This is a genomic window from Mycolicibacterium sp. SMGY-1XX (assembly GCF_059132455.1).
Map to the genome: position 1 here is coordinate 5,249,735 of NZ_CP101139.1, position 16,375 is coordinate 5,266,109.

The window sequence follows — 16,375 nt, forward strand, 5'->3', positions numbered from 1 at the left end:
ATGTGACGCCTCGAGCTGCCGTGGCGACCATGCTGGGCGCCCGATCCATCGCCGTGGTCGGCGCCAGCGCACGGCCCGACAGTTTCGGCGCCAGGATGGTCACCGAAGCGTGCCGCGGATCGGCGCGGGTCCATCTGGTCAATCCGGGCTACCGGCGCATCGGCGAAATGCGTTGCGTACCAGCCTTGGAAGCATTGGACGAGGCGCCGGAGCTGGTACTGCTCGGAGTCCCCGACGCCGCGGTGGTCGCCGCACTCGAGTCCGCCGTTTCCGTCGGCGCGTCCTCGGCGGTGCTGTTCGGGTCCGCGCACGGCGCCGGACAGCGCGAGCGCATCATCACGCTGGCCCGCGACGCCGGTATGGCACTGTGCGGGGCCGGCTGTATGGGCTTCATCAACAACGCGCTCGGGGTGCGCGCGCTGGGCTATCTCGAGCCCGATCCCCTGCCGCCCGGTGGCGTTTCGTTGATCACGCATTCCGGGTCGGCGTTCTCCTCCCTGTTGCGCAGCCGTCGCGGGTTCGGTTTCCGGCTGGCGGTGTCCTCGGGGCAGGAACTGGTCACCGACACCGCCGATTACATCGAGTACGCACTGGCCGACCCGGGCACCGAACTCATCGCCCTGTTGCTGGAGACTCCGCGGTCGGTGCCGCGTCTGGGGGCGGCTCTGCGCCGGGCGGCCGACGCCGGCATCCCGGTGGTGATGCTCACCGTCGGCGGATCACCCCGTGGCCGCGCGATGGTGGCGGCACACTCGGGCGCCTTGGCCGGCGGCGCCGAAGGGTGGGCAGCATTCTGCGCCGCCACGGGCGCGGTGCACGTGCACGATCTCGCCGAGTTCACGGACACGATCGAACTTTTCAGCGCCCGGCGGCGCAGCCGGGTCGCACCGGGGCCCGGCACGGGAATCGCCACCGTGCACGATTCCGGCGCCGAACGTGCGTTGTGCGCCGACGTCGCCGATGCCGTGGGTGTGCCGTTCGCCGATCTTGACGGGCACACCGTGGCCGCGATCGCCGAGTTGTTGGACGACGGGCTGGCGGCTGCCAATCCGCTGGACGTCTGGGGCACCGGCGCCGACACCCGGGCGTTGTTCGGCGCGTGCCTGCGGCTGATGACGGCGGATCCGGCCGTGGCCGTCACCGCACTGGCCGTGGACCTGGTCACCGAGTTCGACGGAGACACCGCCTACACCGACGCCGTGCTGGACACCGCCCGGCACACCGATGCGCCACTGGCCGTGCTGACCTCGGTGCCGTCGGCGGTCGATCCCACGATGGCCGCCCGGGTACGTAACGCGGGTATCCCGGTGCTCGAGGGCTATCGCAGTGGACTCGCCGCGCTGCGGCATCTTGTCGAATGGCCCCACCCGGCGCCCCCACCTGATGTTGCGGTGGACTCGGCACGTCAACGCCGCTGGCGGGCCCGCCTGGCCGCGGGTGCCGCGCCGGCCTTCGAGCTTCTGGCCGACTACGGCATCCCAGTGGCCGCCTCGCGGCCGGCCGGGAACCTCGACGAGGCACTGAACGCGGCTGCGGCAGTGGGGTATCCGGTTGCCTTGAAGACCACGGCGAGCGCCCACAAGACCGAGGTGGGCGGTGTGGTACTCGGTGTGGCGGAGCAGGACGCCCTGCGCACCGCCTACACCGCGATGGCGGGCGCACTCGGGCCGTCGGTCACCATCAACGCCATGGCCGAACCCGGGGTCGAGGTCTCCGTGGGTTTTGTCAGAGACCCCAGCTTCGGACCCCTGGTGGTGATCGCAGCCGGCGGGGTGATGGTCGAACTGGTCGCCGACCGCGCCGTCGCCCTCCCCCCGGTCTGCGCCCGCGCCGCTGAGCGCCTGGTGATGTCGTTACGGATCAGGCGGCTTCTCGACGGGTGGCGCGGCGCGGCTGCGGCCGACTTGGCGGCGCTGGTCCAGGTGGTCGTCGGGTTCTCCTGTCTGGCAGCAGAACTCGGCGATGTGCTGGATGCGGTGGAAGCCAACCCGGTGATCGTCGGGCCCAACGGCGCGGTGGCGGTCGACGCGCTGGTGATCGCCCGCGGTTGAGGAGTCAGAAACTGCCGGGGTCGGCGAGCAACGGCGCGAACGCCAGTTCCGCCGCGCCGATCATCAGCGTCTCGGCGCCGAGTGTCGCCGGCACCACGCGGACCAGATCACACGGCGCCCGCATGCTCCGCCTGCCCAACTCCTCGCGCAACACATCGGAGGCGTAGGCAGGAAACACCCGCAAGAAGCCACCGAGCACGATCAATCGCGGATTCAGCATGTTCACCGCATTACCCAGGGCGATGGCCAGCGAGCGCGCCTGCCGGTTGATCACGTCCAGTTCGGCCCCGCTGTGGATGGTCGGCGCGGCGCCGTCGAGCTCATCCAGCAGCCGGGCCAACGGCGCCTGGGTGACTTCGGTTTCCAGGCATCCCACGCTGCCGCAATGGCAGGGCTCGCCGCCGCCGACGTAGGTGTGGCCCAGTTCGCCGGCATAACCCGCGACCCCCTCGAGCAGCCCACCCGCGACCACAAAACCGGCGCCGATACCGCTCGGTCCGCCGTTGACGTAGATCAGGTGGTCGGCATTGCCGTGCCGGCCGAACAAGTGCTCGGCGATGGCGCCGAGATTGGCATCGTTGGCCGCAGAAGAAGTCAAACCCGTTGCTGTGCTTAGCATCTGGCCGATCTCGACATTGTGCCAGTCCAGATTGGGCGCCAACTGCACCGCCGACCCCGGGCCGTGTACCAGCCCGGGCACGGCCACTCCGACAGCGGTGAGTTCCTGACCCGGCTGCAAGCCGACGCGGATCCGATCGATCGATTCGACTGCGATCTCGACCGCCGCCGCGGCGGTGGGCACACCTTTGGTCGAGCGACGTACCACCTCGAGTACCAGCCCGCCGAGCCCGACCACGCCCACCGTGACCGCGTCCACCTCCGGCGTGACGGCCACCGCCAGCACCCTATTGCCCGGGCTGACGATGGGACTGGGCCTGCCCACCTGCGCCACCGCCGGTGCCGGGGACTCCTGGACCAGCCCTCGCGCGCTCAGCTCCTCGACCAGATCCTTGATGGTGGACCGCGACAAACCGGTCCGGCGCGTGAGCTCCGCACGGCTCAACGCACGGTGGTGATGCACCAGGGTCAGAACGCTGGACAGGTTGCGCCGGCGGACGTCGTCGGTGCTGGTGCCCACCCGCGAAGCGCGCTGGTCCCCGGTGCGGTTCATCGTTTCCCTTCTCCCGCGACCACCCTTGACAGTGGCGCAGCCCACATCATATGTTCGCTCGCAGAACAAATAAACCGTTTCACCACAAGCCCGCCGACACCGGGCCCGAGGAGCATCATCATGACGGTTCTGGAAAGCAACGCGCGCGCCGACGAACTGAAGCCGACGCCATCCGACAAGTTCTCGTTCGGCCTGTGGACCGTGGGCTGGACCGGTGCCGACCCATTCGGCGTGGCCACCCGGCCCACCCTCGACGTGGTCGAGGCCGTCGAACGGCTCGCCGAACTCGGGGCACACGGACTGACGTTCCACGACGACGACCTGATCCCATTCGGCAGCTCGGAAGCCGAACGCCGCCGGATGATCAGCCGGCTCACCTCAGCCCTGGAAGCCAACGGACTGGTGGTGCCGATGATCACCACCAACCTGTTCACCCAACCCGTGTTCAAGGACGGCGGATTCACCAGCAATGACCGCGCGGTGCGGCGTTTCGCCCTGAGCAAGGTGCTGCGCAATATCGACCTGGCCGCCGAACTGGGTGCCCGGACGTTCGTACTCTGGGGCGGTCGCGAGGGCAGCGAATACGATTCGGCCAAAGACGTTCAGGCCGCGCTGGCGCGGTACCGCGAGGCGATGGACCTGCTGTGCCAGTACGTGATCGAGCAGAACATCGACCTGCGATTCGCGATCGAACCCAAACCCAATGAGCCGCGGGGCGACATCCTGCTCCCCACCGTCGGCCACGCATTGGCGTTCATCGAGACCCTGGCCCATCCCGAGCTCGTGGGCGTCAACCCCGAGACCGGCCACGAGCAGATGTCGGGTCTGAACTTCATGCACGGCATCGCGCAAACCCTCTACAGCGGCAAGCTTTTCCACATCGACCTCAACGGTCAGCGCGGCATCAAGTTCGACCAGGACCTCGTGTTCGGCCACGGCGACCTCGCCAATGCCTTCGCTCTCGTCGACCTACTGGAGCATGGCGGCCCGGACGGTACGCAAGCCTATGACGGCCCACGGCATTTCGACTACAAACCCAGCCGCACCGAGGACAGCGCCGGGGTGTGGGCGTCAGCGGCGGCCAACATGCGGATGTATCTGTTGCTGAAGCAGCGGGCCGCCGCGTTCCGCGCCGACCCGGCGGTCATCGACGCACTGGCCGCGGCCAAGGTGCCCGAACTGCGGGAGCCCACCCTCTCCCCCGGCGAGACCTATGCCGATCTCCTGGCCGACGCGGCCTCCTACCGGCAGTTCGACCCCGCGCCGTACTTCGGTGGACGCGGCTGCAACTTCGTGGCGCTGAACCAGCTGGCGATCGAGCACCTGATGGGCGCGCGCTGACCCGGCCGTGGCCGAACCTCTGCATCACCGAATCCTGGACGTGACACAGGTCACGTTATATGTTGCCTGAAAGAACAAACCGGGTCGGGGGCTCGTGCCGTCCTGCGCACCTCACATCCACAACTTCACCCACCACTTCTCCGGAGGCGATTTCCGTGAATCGAACCAGCACCCTGCTCCTCACCGCGGTCGTCGGCGTCGGTCTCACGCTCAGCGCGTGCAGCAGCAGTGATTCCGGCTCCGGCGGCGGGTCGGAGACCGGCACCGGAGGCGCCGAGGCCCAGAGCGGCAAGATCGGTGTCATCCTGCCGGACACCAAGTCGTCGGTCCGCTGGGAGTCCAAGGACCGGCCCGCGCTGGAAGCCGCGTTCAAGGAAGCCGGCGTCGACTACACGATCCAGAACGCTGAAGGTTCCGCCGACACCATGGCCACCATCGCCGACGGCATGATCGCCGACGGCGTGACCGTCCTGGCGATCGTCAACCTCGACTCCGACAGCGGCGCCGCCATTCAGCAGAAGGCTGCGTCCCAGGGCATCAAGACCATCGACTACGACCGCCTCACACTCGGTGGTTCGGCGGATGTCTACATCTCGTTCGACAACACCGTCGTCGGAGAACTGCAGGGCCAGGGCCTGGTGGACTGTCTGGGCGGACGGCCGGCGAACGTGGTGTTCCTCAACGGATCTCCCACCGACAACAACGCCACGCTGTTCTCCAGCGGCGCCCACTCGGTGATCGACGCCACCCCCAGCATCACCAATGTCGGCGAGCAGGCCGTGCCCGATTGGGACAACGACAAGGCGGTGACGATCTTCGAGCAGATGTACACCGCGGCCGACGGGAAGATCGACGGTGTGTACGCGGCCAACGACGGTCTGGCCGGTTCGGTGATCTCGATCCTGGAGAAGAACAAGCGAGCCGGGCAGGTACCGGTCACCGGCCAGGACGCCACCGTCGAAGGGCTGCAGAACATCCTGGCGGGCACGCAGTGCATGACCGTCTACAAGTCGGCCACAGAAGAGGCCAACGCACTGGCCGAGGCCGCGATCGCGCTGGCCAACGGTGAACAGCCGCAGACCAACAACACCTCGCGCGACGATCAGGGTGGCCGCGACGTGCCCTCGGTGCTGCTGACCCCGAAGTCGATCACCAAGGACAACATGAATGTGGTGTTCGACGACGGCGGACAGTCCAAGGACGAGGTGTGCGCCGGGCAGTTCGAAGCCATGTGCTCGGCGGCAGGGGCCTGAATCGTCATGACCTCAACCGGCGAACCCATTCTCGAACTCCGCGGCGTCAACAAGAGTTTCGGTGTGGTGCACGTCCTGCACGACGTCGACTTCCAGGTCTATCCCGGCGAGGTCACCGCCCTGGTCGGGGACAACGGCGCGGGGAAGTCGACGTTGGTCAAGGCGATCGCCGGCATCCATCCCATCGACAGCGGCGAGTACCTGTTCGAAGGCAAGCCGGTCACCGTCCACGGACCCAACGATGTGTCGGCTCTCGGCGTCGAGGTGGTCTACCAGGATCTGGCATTGTGCGACAACCTCGACATCGTCGAGAACATGTTCCTGGGCCGCGAGATCAAGCGGCGGGGCATCCTCGACGAGGCCCGGATGGAGACCATGGCGCGGGAAGCGCTGGCATCGTTGTCGGTACGGACGGTCAAATCGGTGCGCCAGACCGTGTCCAGCCTGTCGGGCGGTCAGCGCCAGACCGTCGCCATCGCCAAGTCGGTCCTGTGGAACTCCAAGGTGGTGCTGCTCGACGAGCCCACCGCCGCACTGGGTGTCGCGCAGACCCGGCAGGTGATCGACCTGGTTCGCCGGCTCGCCCAGCAGGGTCTGGGTGTGGTGCTGATCTCGCACAACATGGTCGACGTCTTCGAGGTTGCCGACCGGATCTGCGCGCTCTACCTGGGCCGGGTGGCCGCGGACGTCAAGGCCTCCGAGGTCACGCACAGCCAGATCGTCGAACTCATCACCGCGGGACGGTCAGGCAGTCTGGGCCTGGCACCCGCTCAGGCCGCGGAATCGCTGTGAAGGGCAATGACATGACCAGTGTTCGTCCGGATGTCACGCTGGCCGAGGGCGACTTCATCGGCGACACCCGCACCGACCAGAGCTTCGGTGCTGCGGTACGCGGGTACTTGCAGCGGGTGCGCGGCGGTGACATGGGGTCGCTGCCCGCGGTGCTCGGTCTGGTCGTGCTGTTCGTGGTGTTCGGCCTGGCCAACGAACGGTTCCTGTCCGCGCTGAACCTGGCCAACCTCATCACCCAGGCCGGTTCGATCTGCGTGCTGGCCATGGGCCTGGTGTTCGTGCTGCTGCTCGGGGACATCGACCTGTCCGCCGGTGTGGCGGGCGGGGTTTCGGCGTGTGTCATGGCACTGGCGATCGTCAACATGGACTGGCCGTGGTGGCTCGCGATCGGAGCCGGTATCGCGTGCGGCGCCTTGATCGGGCTGGCCATCGGTGTGCTGCGCGCCAAACTCGGCATCCCGTCGTTCGTGGTGACACTGGCGTTCTTCCTGGGCCTGCAGGGTGTCACGCTCAAGCTCATCGGCGAGGGTGGTTCCGCGCGCGTCGACGACCCGGTGATCCGGGGCCTGACCATCAGCAATCTGTCGGTGACGGCCGGGTGGACATTGGCCCTGGTGGTGGTGCTCGGCTTCGCCGGCCTCGAGCTCTACCAGTACCGCCGCAAGACCGCACTGAGACTGGCCCACCCGCCGCTGGGGGTGGTGGTCGCACGGATCGTCGCCGTCGCCGTCGTCGTCCTCGGAGTCACCTACGTGCTCAGCGTCAACCGCGCCGTCAACCGGGGTGTCGAGATCCGCGGCATCCCTTACGTTCTGCCGTTGATCCTGGTGCTACTCATCGTCTTGACCCTGGTGCTGAACCGGACGGCCTACGGCAGGCACATCTACGCGGTGGGCGGTAACGCCGAAGCCGCCAGACGCGCCGGTATCTCGGTGGCGCGCATTCGCGTCTCGGTGTTCATCGTGTGCTCGTCGTTGGCGGCGTTGAGCGGCATCATCGCCGCGTCGTACGCCGGGAAGGTGTCGGCGTCCTCCGGTGCGGGCAACACCCTGTTGTACGCCGTGGGTGCGGCGGTGATCGGGGGCACCAGCCTGTTCGGCGGCAAAGGCCGGGCCATCGACGCGGTGATCGGCGGTGTGGTGGTGGCCACCATCGCCAACGGTCTCGGACTGCTGAACCAGTCCTCCTACATCAACTTCCTGGTCACCGGCGGGGTGCTGCTGCTCGCCGCGAGCGTCGACGCGATCTCCCGCCGCCGGCGCTCGGCCACCGGCTTGAGTTGAGCTGAGCCACCACGGGCACTCGGGTCAGGGCGAGACCGGCTGGGTTGCAACGGTTTGCGGGAACGGCAACGAGATCGGCTCGGGTTCGAGTCGGCTGCGCCCGTCGGCGTCGAACCGATCCAGCCCGAGGTCGGTCAGGTCCAGCCAGTCGCACCTGCCGGTGGCGGTGAGGTCGGCGGCCACCTCTGCCACCGCCGGTCCCCACATCATCCCGTGCCCGGCAGCGCTGGCCACCACCGTGCCGGCGACGGGGCCGTCGTCGGTGAGCAACGGCCCCAGGATCGGCAGGTGGTCGGGGGTGTAGTCGATGGTGGCCGCCCAACTGCGGCGCAACCCGAGGCCGCGCACCGCCGGGTACAGCGCTTCGATGCGATCGCGCGCCTTGGCGTAATACCTCCAGTCGAACTCCGTGGCGGGCCCCGGAAGTTCGTCGGGGTTGCTCATCCCCCACAGAAGCCCACCGAATTCGCCTGGGCGCCAGTAGATTCCGGACACCACATCGAACACCATGGGCAGCTCGTGCACGTTACCGGCTGGTAGCGGCGCGGTGACCACCACCTGGTGCCGGGTGCCTCCTGCGGGCACGCGGGCCCCGGCGGTGCGGCCCACCTCGGCCAGTTGCGGACCTCCGGTGAGCACCACACGTTCGGTGTTGATGGGTCCGTCGGCGGTGACGACGCCGACCACCCGGCCGCCGGCGGTGCGCAACCCGGTGAACGCGCAGCGCTCGCGTACGTCGACACCATGGGCGTTCAGCGCGGCGGTATAGGCGAGCACGTTGCGTGGCGCGTCGATGTAACCGTCGCCGGGGGCGTAGGACGCACCGAGTGTGGACTCGGGTGCCAGGCCCGTGTCGCGGGCCGCCAGATCGGCCGGTGAAAGCCATTCGACTTCGAGTCCGAGCCGCTGCTGCAACACGATTCGCTGGTGCGCCTGTCTGACCTCGGCGTCACTGAAGCACGGCATCAGGTAACCCTGCGCCACAAAACCGCAGTCCACCGGAAATCGGTCGCCGCTGGCCCGGTAGAACTGCTGACTCCGCATGCCGAGCCGGATAGCGGTCTCGGTGCCGCCTTGGGCGCGGACCATGCCAGCGGCACGGCTGCTGGCCCCTTCGCCCAGAGTTGATGCCTCCAGCAGGATCACGCTTTTCACACCGCCGGCTGCCAGCAGCACCGCCGTCCACGCTCCTACGGTGCCGCCACCGACCACCACCACATCAGCACTGGTCATACTACGAGACCGTCGCATAAACTGAACACTCAGTCAAGAGCAGTGACGACGATCGGGGCACGGGCATGTACGGTCTGACCGCCGAGGATGAACTGATCCGTGCCACCGCCGCCGAATTCGCCGAGTCACTGATGCCCTACGAGGTCGAGGCCGAACTGGCCGGCGGGCAACTCCCCCGCGAGATCGCCGCCGCACACCACGCCAGAGCACTCGAGCTCGGCCTCTACGCCACCAACATCCCCGCCGCTGCGGGTGGAGCCGGATTCACTGCGCTGCAACAGGTTCTGGTGCAGGAACAGGTGGGCCGGGTCACCAACGGGCTGGCGTGGGTGATGCACACCCCGCCGCAGTGGTGGGTGGACGTGGCCACCGACCACCAGCGTGAAAAGTGGTTGACGCCGGCGGTGCGCGGCGACAAGCACGAGGCGTACGCGATCACCGAGGAGTTCGCCGGCTCCGATGTCTCCGAGCTGCGCACCACCGCCCGCAAGGACGGCGGCGACTACGTGGTCAACGGCGTCAAATGGCATGTCACATCGTTCAATCTGGCCGACTACCTGTTCGTCCAAGCGGTGCTGGACAACGGCGAGTTCGCCGGCGAACACGTGCTGCTGGTGGTGGACCTGCCCTGGCCGGGTGTCGATGTCGTGCGCACCCCGCACTACAGCCATCACATCGCCGACGAGCACCCCATCGTGTCGTTCACCGATGTCCGGGTGCCCGCGTCGCATCTCGTCGGCGCCGAAGGTGAGGGGATGACGTTCACCCAGGACTGGTTCCGGTTCGAGCGGCTGATGGTGGCCGCCCGGTGTGTCGGGGCTGGGCAGCGCCTCGTCGACGAGATGACGGCCTTTGCCAAGGACCGCACCGTCGGCGGCACCGCACTCGGTGAGCACCAGCTGGTGGCGGGCATGCTCGCCGACAGCGCCACCGAACTGTTCGCCGCCCGCACCATGCTCTACGAAGTGGCCCGCTCCATCGATGCCGGACTGGATCGCAAGACGCTGCACGGTCTGGCGTCGATGGCCAAGCTGTACTGCTCGGAGATGGCGGGCCGGGTGGCCGACCGCGCCGTGCAGGTGTTCGGCGGCCGGGGCTACATGCGGGAGAACGTGGCCGAGCGGATGTTCCGGGAGCTGCGGGTGGAGCGCATCTGGGAGGGTGCCAGTGAGATCCAGCGGCTCATCGTTGCGCGGCAACTGCTCAACGGGCGATTCGCGGAGTTTCACCGGCACTGAGCGCCGCGGCGGACATCACACCTCGATGGGCGGGTGCAGTCGCTCCATCGTGTACTGCCGGTTGCGTCGGGCCGCCCAGGAACTGGCCGCCAACGCCGCCGCCAACAGGCCACCCAGTACCGCGACCGCCACCCACAGCCGCGAGTCGACCCCACCGACGGTCAGCTGGCGTAAGCCGTTCACGGCGTAGGTCATCGGATCGAAGGGGTGGATCCACTGGAACGGCGTGGCGGTGGTCTCCACCGGATAGATACCGCCGGCCGAGACCAGTTGCAGCATCAGGAACGCCAACGTGATCACCCGTCCGACTGCCACGCCGAACACGGCGTTGAACGCCTGGATGATGGCCAGGAAGGTGGCGGCGACGAGTATCAGGAAGGCCACCGTGGCCAGCGGGTACTCGGCGTGCAGACCCACTCCGAAGTGCACGACGACGTACATCACCACCACCTGGCAGAACGCCACCAACAAGGCCGGCCAGTACGACGCCAGCACCACCCGCAGCGCTCCGAGCCCGTTGACGATGGGGCGGGACTGCAACGGCGACAACAACATCCAGATGATCAGCGCGCCGATGAACAGGGCCAGCGGCAGGAAGAACGGCGCGAACCCGGTGCCGAAGGTGGCGGCGGGGTTGTCGTTGACGAGGTCGAGTGCCACCGGCGCGGAGAGGGTACGGGCCACCTCGGTGCGCTGCTGCGGTGTCCACGACGGTACCTGGGTGGAGCCCTCTTTGAGCTTGGTCGCCAACTCCTGCCCACCGGCCTGGAGCTTCTCCGTTCCGGAAGCCAGTTCCGAAGCGCCGTCGGCCAAGCGCCGGCCTCCATCGCCGAGCGTGACCAGACCGTCGGACAGCTGGTGCGCCCCGGTGTTCAACTGGTCGACGCCGTCGCGCAGCTTGGCCACATCGGCACGCAGCCCGCCGTTGAGTGCTGAACTCAGAAACGTCCGCAGCTGGCTGTTGGGGTCACCCAGCTCGTTCTCCAGCGACGTTGCGCTGTCGCGCAACCGGACCAGCCCGGCGTCGGTGGTGGGATCGATGCCCTGGGCGTTCAGCAGATGCTGCGCGCCGGCCAGGAAGTCACCCAGATCGCGGACTGTCGGATCCGGATTGTTGCGCAGCAGGCCGACGGCCTGGTTGACGATGGCCGCGGCCTGCGCCTGGTCGACGTTGAGCGCAGCGATCCGGTCAGTGGTCGAACGCACGGCCCCGCTGAGGTGCTGGGCCGCCCGGCTCACCGCGTCGGGGTCGAGCTGCAGATCACCCACCCGGTCCAGCACCGACAGCAGCGGGTCGGTGGCTTTGTCGACGGAGGCCGCCAACTGAGAAGTGCCCGCGGCCAATTGGGCCGAGCCGCTCCGGGCGGTGTCCAGGCCCGCGGCCAACGCGTCGGCGCCGGTGGACAACTGATGGGCGCCGTCGTTTGCGGTCCCGAGGCCGGCGGCAAGCTGGCCGGCCCCGTCGGCTGCCTGGATCAGGCCGGCGCCGGCGTCGGTGAGCCCGGTCAGCACCGTGCCCACGGTGCGCTCACCGATCGAGGCGTTGACCTGATTGAGCACTTCGCGTGACGCGTTCTGCCCGATGATCGAGCCCAGATAGTTGTTGGCGTCGTTGAAGGTGAACCGGATCTTCGCCTGGTGCGGGTCGCCACCGGACGGTGAGGCGATGCTCTCCGAGAAGTCCTGCGGCAGCGTGATCGAGAAGTAGTACTTACCACTGGCGACTCCGTCGGCGGCCTCCTGCGCGGACATCTGGTGCAGGTCCAACTGCCCGGAGGCTTGCAACGCGGCGGCCACCTGGTCGCCGGCCTTGAGCGGTTGCCCCTGCGCCGAGGCTCCGGCGTCCTCGTTCACCAGCGCCACCGGCACCTTGTTCACCTCGGCGAACGGGTTCCAGAACGCCCACAGGTACATCGCGCCGTACAGCAGCGGCATCACGATGATGGTGATCAGCGCGATGCGCGGCAGCGTGCCGCGCGAGTACTTCTTGAGATCGGTGCCCAGCGACATCCCGGCCAACACGTCTACTTCTCCTCTTGGGTAACGAGTTCCGCGCGCGTCATGTTGGGCACGTCGATGTGGTCACGAACGTCGTGGCCGGGCACCCCGTTGACCGTCGCGGTGATCACCGTCTGTTCCAGACCGAGTGCGACAAGGCGCTGCACCAGCAGCTCGCGACTCGAGTCGCTGCTGACCTGATCGAGATCGCCGACCACCAGCAGCGGTGGCCGGGCGGTGTTGGCCAATGCGATCCGCAGCAGCAGGCCGTCGAATTCGGTGAGCTCGTCGACGTATTCGCCCAGCGGTGGCAGCGGCAGGTCGCCGAACACCGCCCCGCAGATGCGGTGCAGGTCGTCCTCACCGGCGCGGCGAATCAGCTTGTACCAGGGCGCGTCCCACCGCAGCTGCTCGGTGAGCACGTCGCGCACTGTCACCGACTCGGCCACGGTGTCGAGCTCGTCGATGCCCGCCAGCGCCGAGACAGCGAAGATCTGCGTGGCCTTGGTACGCCCGAAGACCGTCAATTCCCCCGCGACCGGACGCATCCGTCCCGCGAGCGTCATCAGCAACGCGGTCCGGGCGGTGCCGGCCGGGCACACCAGGACCGTCACGCCGCCCTGTTCGATGTCCAGGTCGATGGGTCCGTACACCGGTCCCCACGGCCCGGTCATCCGGATCCCGCGGGCGGTGACCGCGGGCTCGGCTGACGGATTCACGGGTTCCACGGGCTCGTCCGGCACCCGCCAATCCCAGCACACCCGTGCCGGTTTGACTGTCGAAGCCGCGCGCGTCACACCTGTGTCGGGCCGCTGCGGTCGAGCACCAACATCGCAACATGCAGTGACGTGCGGGATTCCGCATCGTCGAGGTCGACGCCGAGCAGCCGCTGCAGCGCCGCCAACCGGGCGTAGAGGGTGGGCCGCGACAGATGCAGCCGTCCGGCAACCTCGGTCTTGTTGCCGCCGCACTCGAGGAACACCCGCAGCAGCCCGAACGCCTCCTCACCGTGTTTGGCGCGATGCTCCAGGACGCCGCGCAACTCGGTCTCGGCGAACGCCTGGACGCGCGGGTCGCTGCGGATCAGAGCGACGAGCCCACGCAGCCGCACGTCGGCCGCGCGGTAGAACGGGCGCTCGGAGGCCCCGTCCGGCCCGCGGGGCAGGTTCGAGGCCACCTCGGCCACGTACACCGATTCAGCCAGCCCGTCGGCGGCGTCGATGAGTCGGCTGGATTCCGGGCCCACCCCGATGAAGCATTCGGAGACGCCGTCGATGCGGGTGACCACCCGGCGGATGTGCCCGCAGACCCGGGTGAGCGAACCACCATGGCGCAGCGCGAGCAACAGGTCGATCTGGCCGTCCTCACGGCTCGACGTCAGCACCGTATGGCCGTCGGCGCGGATCGCGTGCACCACCGCATCAAGGGTGCCGGCCCGGCGCTGCTGCATCAGCACCTGATCGTTGCTCCGAGTTTCCAACGGGCGCAGGGTGATCGGGACATAGGTCAACGCCGGCCGCAGTCCCAGTGCATGCGCGCGGGAGGTCGCCTCGGCTTCGTCGCGCACCCGATGCGCACGCAGGTCGTCCACCAGCCCGCTCTGCGCCCGCAATTCCAGCGAGGTCCGGCCCTGCTCGGCCATGTGGTGCAGGGCCAGCGCCTGCGCGGCACGCTCGACGGTCATTGCCGCGCGGGTGTCGCCGGGCGCCAGCCGGGGCGCGATCAACCTGCCCCACTCCTGTCGGTAGGGCCCGACCGAGCGGACCAGCCAGCCGCCGGAGGTGTCCGCCAGGCGCGAGCGGCGGTCCCAGTCCGCGAGCAGCTCGGCCGTTCGCACGCCATGGGACGCGAACGCCAGCACCTGCCGGTTGAGGTCTTCCAGGACGACGGGTGTGTCCAGCATGTCGGCGCACGCCGCCACGATGTCGTCGACGGCGGCGCGACGCATGCTCAGGGCGGTGAACGCTTCGTGGACGCGGCGGGCGTAGTCCACCTCGGCGTACTGCTCGGCGACGATGCGGCGGTGTACCTCCTCGGTGACCTCGACGAAGCGGACCTCCTGGTGCAGCGCGATCACCGGCAGGGGCAGCTCGTCCCCCAGCGCCGCGACGCCGGCGGGGATCTCGGCGATGTGCAGCCCCAGTTCGACGACAACGCCGACCGCCCCGGCTGCAGCCAGCCGCGACAGGTATCCCGGATCGGTCAGTGCGGCGCCGGTGGTGAGCACCAGTTCGCCACCCTCGAGCAGGTTCGACAGGTCGGCTAGGTCGCTGACGTGTACCCATCGCACCGGGCGGTCCAGCACCTCGGGCGTAGCTCCGAACACCTCGGGCACCCCGGCTTGTATGACCGGCAGGTCGAGTATCTGGCCGATCGTCAGCGTCATTGACACATCGTAAAGTCTTCGCGCCTCATCGAGACAGTTCGTCGGGGCTGCACCCACCTCCGACAACAGACACTGGAGTCACCGCTCCAACCGACACGAAGGACAGTTGTGACTGCGACACTCAGCAAGGTAACCACCATCGCCCACTGGGCCGAGGGCAAGAGCTTCGCCGGCAGCGGTGAGCGCACGGCTCCCGTGACCAACCCGGCCACCGGTGTGGTGACCGGCGAAGTGGCCCTGGCAACCGTCGAGGATGCCCGCGCCGTCATCGATGCCGCCGCCGCGGCGTTCCCCGCCTGGCGCGACACCTCGCTGGCCAAGCGCAGCCAGATCATCTTCGCGTTCCGCGAGCTGCTCAACGCCCGCAAGGACGAGCTCGCCGCCATCATCACCAGTGAGCACGGCAAGGTGCTCTCCGACGCCCTCGGCGAGGTCAGCCGCGGCCAGGAAGTCGTCGAGTTCGCTTGCGGCATCCCGCATCTGCTCAAAGGCGGTATGACGGAGAACGCGTCCACCAACGTCGACGTGGCCTCGATCCGTCAGCCGCTCGGTGTCGTCGGCATCATCTCGCCCTTCAACTTCCCGGCCATGGTGCCCATGTGGTTCTTCCCAATCGCCATCGCCGCGGGCAACACCGTCGTGCTCAAGCCGTCGGAGAAGGACCCGTCGGCCGCGCTGTGGATCGCTCAGTTGTGGACCGAGGCCGGCCTGCCCGCCGGGGTGTTCAACGTCCTGCAGGGTGACAAGGTGGCCGTCGACGAGCTGCTCACCAACAAGAAGGTGCGCTCCATCAGCTTTGTCGGCTCCACCCCGATCGCCGAGTACGTCTACGCCACCGGCACCGCCCACGGCAAGCGCGTCCAGGCCCTCGGCGGCGCCAAGAACCACGCCGTGATCCTGCCCGATGCCGATCTGGACCTGGCCGCCGACGCCATGATCAACGCCGGTTTCGGTTCGGCGGGCGAGCGCTGCATGGCCATCTCCGCGGCCGTGGCCGTCGGCCCCATCGCCGACGAACTCGTCGCGAAGATCAAAGAGCGTGCCCACACCCTCAAGACCGGTGATGGCACCAAGGACTCGGATATGGGCCCGCTGGTGACCAAGGCGCACCGCGACAAGGTGGCCTCCTACATCGACGCCGGCGAGGCCGACGGCGCCACCGTCGTCGTGGACGGACGCAACCCGAAGGTCGACGGTGGGGCTGACGGGTTCTGGCTGGGCCCGACCCTGCTGGACAACGTCACCCCCGAGATGAGCGTCTACACCGACGAGATCTTCGGCCCGGTGCTGTCCGTGGTGCGGGTGGACACCTACGACGACGCCCTCGAGCTGATCAACAGCAATCCCTACGGCAACGGCACCGGGATCTTCACCAACGACGGCGGCGCAGCACGGCGGTTCCAGAACGAGGTCGAGGTCGGCATGGTCGGCATCAACGTCCCGATCCCGGTTCCCACCGCCTACTACAGCTTCGGCGGCTGGAAGGCCTCGCTGTTCGGCGACACCCATGCCCACGGCACCGAAGGCGTGCACTTCTTCACCCGCGGCAAGGTGGTCACCACCCGCTGGCTCGACCCGAGCCACGGCGGTATCAACCTCGGCTTCCCGCAGAACAGCTGACCAAGGGAC

The 16,375-nt window shown here is 68.2% G+C and carries 12 protein-coding genes; 7 read left to right on the forward strand and 5 right to left on the reverse strand.

What is annotated here, in order from left to right:
- Nucleotides 1-2 precede the first annotated feature (2 nt).
- Nucleotides 3-2,051, forward strand: coding sequence for an acetate--CoA ligase family protein (locus NL241_RS25090; RefSeq protein ID WP_494395348.1), 2,049 nt, complete (start codon nucleotides 3-5; stop codon nucleotides 2,049-2,051).
- A 4-nt stretch (nucleotides 2,052-2,055) separates the two neighbouring features.
- Here the strand turns inward: NL241_RS25090 and NL241_RS25095 are convergent, their stop codons facing one another.
- Entirely contained in the window at nucleotides 2,056-3,222 is a 1,167-nt protein-coding gene (locus NL241_RS25095; protein WP_494395349.1) for an ROK family transcriptional regulator, read from the reverse strand.
- A 120-nt stretch (nucleotides 3,223-3,342) separates the two neighbouring features.
- Here NL241_RS25095 and xylA point away from each other — a divergent pair, with 120 nt between their 5' ends.
- The 4 genes from xylA (at nucleotide 3,343) to NL241_RS25115 (ending at nucleotide 7,891) form a co-directional block, all read left to right on the forward strand.
- Nucleotides 3,343-4,563 (forward strand): xylose isomerase, encoded by a 1,221-nt coding sequence (gene xylA, locus NL241_RS25100; protein WP_487693375.1) that lies wholly within the window; start codon nucleotides 3,343-3,345, stop codon nucleotides 4,561-4,563.
- A gap of 155 nt (nucleotides 4,564-4,718) precedes the next feature.
- Complete coding sequence (locus NL241_RS25105; RefSeq protein ID WP_487693374.1) at nucleotides 4,719-5,816, forward strand: sugar ABC transporter substrate-binding protein; 1,098 nt, start codon at nucleotides 4,719-4,721, stop codon at nucleotides 5,814-5,816.
- Between the two features lie 6 nt (nucleotides 5,817-5,822).
- A complete protein-coding gene (locus NL241_RS25110) occupies nucleotides 5,823-6,608 on the forward strand; it encodes an ATP-binding cassette domain-containing protein (protein ID WP_487693373.1) in 786 nt (261 codons plus the stop codon).
- 11 nt (nucleotides 6,609-6,619) lie between these two features.
- A complete protein-coding gene (locus NL241_RS25115) occupies nucleotides 6,620-7,891 on the forward strand; it encodes a sugar ABC transporter permease (RefSeq protein ID WP_487693372.1) in 1,272 nt (423 codons plus the stop codon).
- Nucleotides 7,892-7,915: 24 nt separating this feature from the next.
- Here the strand turns inward: NL241_RS25115 and NL241_RS25120 are convergent, their stop codons facing one another.
- Nucleotides 7,916-9,124 carry an NAD(P)/FAD-dependent oxidoreductase gene (locus NL241_RS25120; protein WP_494395350.1) on the reverse strand — a complete coding sequence of 403 codons (1,209 nt, stop codon included), beginning with the start codon at nucleotides 9,122-9,124 and terminating at the stop codon, nucleotides 7,916-7,918.
- A gap of 65 nt (nucleotides 9,125-9,189) precedes the next feature.
- Here NL241_RS25120 and NL241_RS25125 point away from each other — a divergent pair, with 65 nt between their 5' ends.
- The gene (locus NL241_RS25125; RefSeq protein ID WP_487693370.1) at nucleotides 9,190-10,362 is read left to right on the forward strand and encodes an acyl-CoA dehydrogenase family protein; all 1,173 of its coding nucleotides are present in this window, start codon (nucleotides 9,190-9,192) and stop codon (nucleotides 10,360-10,362) included.
- Between the two features lie 15 nt (nucleotides 10,363-10,377).
- Here the strand turns inward: NL241_RS25125 and NL241_RS25130 are convergent, their stop codons facing one another.
- The 3 genes from NL241_RS25130 to NL241_RS25140 all read right to left on the reverse strand — a co-directional run bounded on the left by NL241_RS25130 (nucleotide 10,378) and on the right by NL241_RS25140 (nucleotide 14,746).
- On the reverse strand, nucleotides 10,378-12,372 hold the full coding sequence (locus NL241_RS25130; RefSeq protein ID WP_494398383.1) for a YhgE/Pip family protein: 1,995 nt from the start codon (nucleotides 12,370-12,372) through the stop codon (nucleotides 10,378-10,380).
- Nucleotides 12,373-12,386: 14 nt separating this feature from the next.
- A complete protein-coding gene (locus NL241_RS25135) occupies nucleotides 12,387-13,034 on the reverse strand; it encodes a hypothetical protein (RefSeq protein WP_494398384.1) in 648 nt (215 codons plus the stop codon).
- Nucleotides 13,035-13,153: 119 nt separating this feature from the next.
- Nucleotides 13,154-14,746, reverse strand: a complete 1,593-nt coding sequence (locus NL241_RS25140; RefSeq protein ID WP_494395351.1) for a PucR family transcriptional regulator — start codon at nucleotides 14,744-14,746, stop codon at nucleotides 13,154-13,156.
- 108 nt (nucleotides 14,747-14,854) lie between these two features.
- On the opposite strand from NL241_RS25140, the gene NL241_RS25145 reads away from it, so the two are divergent.
- The gene (locus NL241_RS25145; RefSeq protein ID WP_494395352.1) at nucleotides 14,855-16,366 is read left to right on the forward strand and encodes a CoA-acylating methylmalonate-semialdehyde dehydrogenase; all 1,512 of its coding nucleotides are present in this window, start codon (nucleotides 14,855-14,857) and stop codon (nucleotides 16,364-16,366) included.
- The last annotated feature ends 9 nt before the right edge of the window (nucleotides 16,367-16,375 follow it).